Source organism: Streptosporangium sp. NPDC023825 (genome assembly GCF_040639575.1).
In the GTDB taxonomy this organism is placed as follows: Bacteria; Actinomycetota; Actinomycetes; order Streptosporangiales; family Streptosporangiaceae; genus Streptosporangium.
On sequence record NZ_JBFAAE010000137.1, the window covers coordinates 1 to 3494 of the forward strand.

Sequence of the window (3494 nt, forward strand, 5' to 3'; positions counted from 1 at the left end):
GCACGAGGGTGCCGAGGGCGCCGGCGACCAGGGCCCGGCGAAGGCCGCCGAGGGGTCGCCGGGTGCCGGGCGGGGGTATGGCGTTTGTGCCCATGCCTGAGCCTCCATAACTGGATCACAGAAACGCGGAAGCGGACAATCACCAGGGGAAATCCGCAGGATCGACGCCGCGTCCCGTCATCAGGGAACGCGCACCACCGGGGCGTCGCGGTCGACGGCCCCTGCCTCCCACCACCGACTTGGCATGGGGCCGTCTCGGGGACTCAGTGTGGAAAGTATTACAAAATGTGTCAAGCTCATCAGGAAAGCTTCTGTGTCACTGTTTGTTACCCATGTCCTGCACCTGCGCCGACGTCTTCCGGCCTCCGGGAAGCCGCGGTCACGCCACCTGGGCTGAGACGTCTTCTGTGAAATTTTCATCACATCGGCCTGTCAGGCTCGATGCGGTGATCCGTGAAACGCCAGATGAACCGTGTTCGTCTCTCGCCTCTTCCGGCATGCCATGTTTCGTACTCTTGACAGTTTCTCCCTGTCTCGTGTTTGCTCCGCTCCACCACCACAACCCTTCGACGGAGAAGGAGCCACGACCGGCGGGCGAGATGTTAGCGCTCACATCGCGTTGCTCTCCCGCTCTCCCCCCAAAAGGCACGCTCGGCGACCGTGAATCCCGGACAGACGCCACATCCGCGGATTCCCTTCTCCTCACGGTCACAGATCTCTTGACAGGAGGCTTTCCCGCACGGCGAAAGCTCAGATCAGCGCGATACGCCGGGCCCAGGGGCCTTCGGGTGACCGAGGACACCTGTGATGCGTCCGAGCGATCACGCCCGACCGCCAAGCCCGCCACCGCGTGACGTTCGTTGGCGAGTGATCCGAACAAAGACTGTCAGCGCTACACGAGCTGTCGGCAGTAACTGCTCTCAGCTGCCCGAAAGAGGTTGAGCATGCGTGGGTGGAGACGGTGGTTCAGCGCGGCGCTCCTGGCCGTGACCATGGTCGCCCTGGGGGCGGTCGTACAGACGAGTGCCGCCGGTGCGGAGTCCAACGGCGGAGTGCGGGTGATGCCGCTCGGCGACTCGATCACCGAGGGCACGCAGGTGCCGGGCGGATACCGCATCGGCCTGTGGCAGCGGCTGGTCTCCGGCCGGTACACGGTGGACTTCGTCGGGTCGCAGTTCAACGGGCCGGGCAGCCTGGGTGACCACGACCACCAGGGACACCCCGGCTGGCGCATCGACCAGATCGACGCGAACATCACCAACTGGGCGCGGACCCAGAATCCGCGCACGGTGCTGCTGCACATCGGCACCAACGACATCCTGCAGAACTACAACGTGTCCGGAGCGCCCCAGCGGCTGTCCACCCTGATCGACCGCATCACGACGACGGTGCCGGACGCGGACGTGTTCGTCGCCACCATCATCCCGCTGTCCAACTCCGGGCAGGAGGCCGCCGCCCGCACCTTCAACGCGGCCATCCCCGGCATCGTGCAGAACAAGGTCAACAGCGGCAAGCGCGTTCACCTGGTCGACATGCACAGCAAGCTGACCACGTCCGACCTGATCGACGGCATCCACCCCACCGCCGGCGGCTACGACAAGATGGCCGCCGCCTGGTACGCGGCACTCCAGTCGGTCTCCGGCAGCATCGGCCAGCCCGGCGACCCCAGCTCGACGCCGACCCCCTCGCCCGTGAACGGGCTCCGCGGCGTGGGTTCGGGCAGATGCCTGGACGTCGCCAACGTCTCGCAGGCCAACGGGGCCCTGGTCCAGATCTGGGACTGCAACGGCCAGAACAACCAGCGGTGGACGCAGACCGGCGCGGGTGAGCTCCGGGTGTACGGCAACAAGTGCCTGGATGTGGCCAACATGAGCACCGCCGACGGCGCCGCGGTGCACATCTGGGACTGCAACGGCCAGAACAACCAGAAGTGGCGCCTCAACAGCGACGGCACCATCACCGCCATCGGCGCGAACAAGTGCCTGGACGTGCCCAACTACTCCACCGCCAACGGCGTCAAACTGCAGATCTGGTCCTGCAACGGCGCACCCAACCAGCGCTGGACCCGCGTCTGACGCGGGTGAGGACCACGGGGCGGTCTCAGGAGCCGGCTCCAGGAGGCCGCCCCGGCGAGGTGTGAAGCCGGCGCGGTACCCATCGGCGTTCGTGTCCAGCTTGCACGGTGATATGCGAAGTTCTCGACGCAACCCGTTGTTAACGCTAACAGTCTTCCTGGACCGTACGAGAGGAGCGCCGGGTGGGACCTGGCCCGAGGCGTCGCCCGCCCATCATGACGGACGTGGCGAAGGTGGCGGGCGTGTCGCACCAGACGGTCTCGCGTGTGCTCAACGAGCATCCCAACGTCAGCGAGGAGACTCGGACCCAGGTTCTGCGCGCGATCGACCTGCTGGGCTACCGGCGCAACCTCGTCGCGCGAGCACTGGTCACCAGGAACTCCCGCCGGCTGGGTGTCGTCAGCTTCGACACGACGCTGTACGGTCCCGCGAGCACGGTCTACGGCATCGAGCAGGCCGCCAGGAACGCGGGCTACTTCATCAGCATCGTGAGCCTTCGGACCATCGACAGGGCAAGGGTGCTCGACGCCATCGGCTATCTGACCGAACAGGGCGTGGAGGGCATCGTCGTGGTCGCCCCGCAGCGTTCGGCGGCCGAGGCCCTGGAGGACATGCCCGCCGGCATGCCGGCCGTGGCCGTCGAGGGCGGCCGGACGGACAGCGTGTCCGCGGTCAGCGTCGACCAGGTCGAGGGCGCCGTCCTGGCGACCCGGCACCTGCTGGACCTGCAGCACGAGACGGTCTGGCACGTCAGCGGTCCGGCCGACTGGCTGGAGGCGGAAGGCCGCGCGCGCGGCTGGCGCGAGGCGCTGACCGCCGCCGGCCGTCCGGTCCCCGACCTTCTGGCGGGCGACTGGAGCCCGGGCTCCGGCTACCGTGCCGGGCAGCGGCTGGCCGCGATGACCGACGAGGTCACCGCCGTGTTCGTGGCCAACGACCAGATGGCCCTGGGCGTGCTGCGGGCCTTCATGGAGCAGGGAGTGAGCGTCCCCGGCCAGATCAACATCGTGGGATTCGACGACATTCCGGAGTCGGAGTTCTTCTCCCCTCCTCTCACGACCGTCAGACAGGACTTCGGGGCCGTGGGCAGGCGCAGCATCGACGTGCTCGTGCGGCAGATCGAGATGGGGGAGCCGTACGCGCGCGAGCGTCACGTCGTGCTTCCCCGTCTCGTTCTCAGAGCCAGTACGGGGATGGTGCGCTAGTGGCTCGCGGAAGCAGGAAGGGCGTTGACAGCACGTGAATGTTAACGCTCACATCACGAAGGGAACACCCATGTTGCAAAGAATCTCGGCATTGATCGCGGTCGGTGCCGTCGCGTTGACGATGACGGCTTGCGGTAGCACCAGCGCGCCGGGCGGCTCCACCGACACCGGTAAGGTCGCCGACGACGGCAAGATCACGATGGGCTTCTCGCAG

Annotated in this window: 2 protein-coding genes; both read left to right on the plus strand. The window is 66.9% G+C overall.

What is annotated here, in order from left to right:
• Positions 1–944: 944 nt before the first annotated feature.
• On the plus strand, positions 945–2075 hold the full coding sequence (locus AB0G15_RS43325; RefSeq protein WP_362851546.1) for a lectin: 1131 nt from the start codon (positions 945–947) through the stop codon (positions 2073–2075).
• Positions 2076–2290: 215 nt separating this feature from the next.
• Positions 2291–3280 carry a LacI family DNA-binding transcriptional regulator gene (locus tag AB0G15_RS43330; RefSeq protein WP_362851548.1) on the plus strand — a complete coding sequence of 330 codons (990 nt, stop codon included), beginning with the start codon at positions 2291–2293 and terminating at the stop codon, positions 3278–3280.
• The last annotated feature ends 214 nt before the right edge of the window (positions 3281–3494 follow it).

Bases quoted from the DNA above. Each gene is read 5' to 3' on its own strand.
- AB0G15_RS43325 (WP_362851546.1), top strand. From the start codon at position 945: ATGCGTGGGTGGAGACGGTGGTTCAGCGCGGCGCTCCTGGCCGTGACC.
- AB0G15_RS43330 (WP_362851548.1), top strand. From the start codon at position 2,291: ATGACGGACGTGGCGAAGGTGGCGGGCGTGTCGCACCAGACGGTCTCG.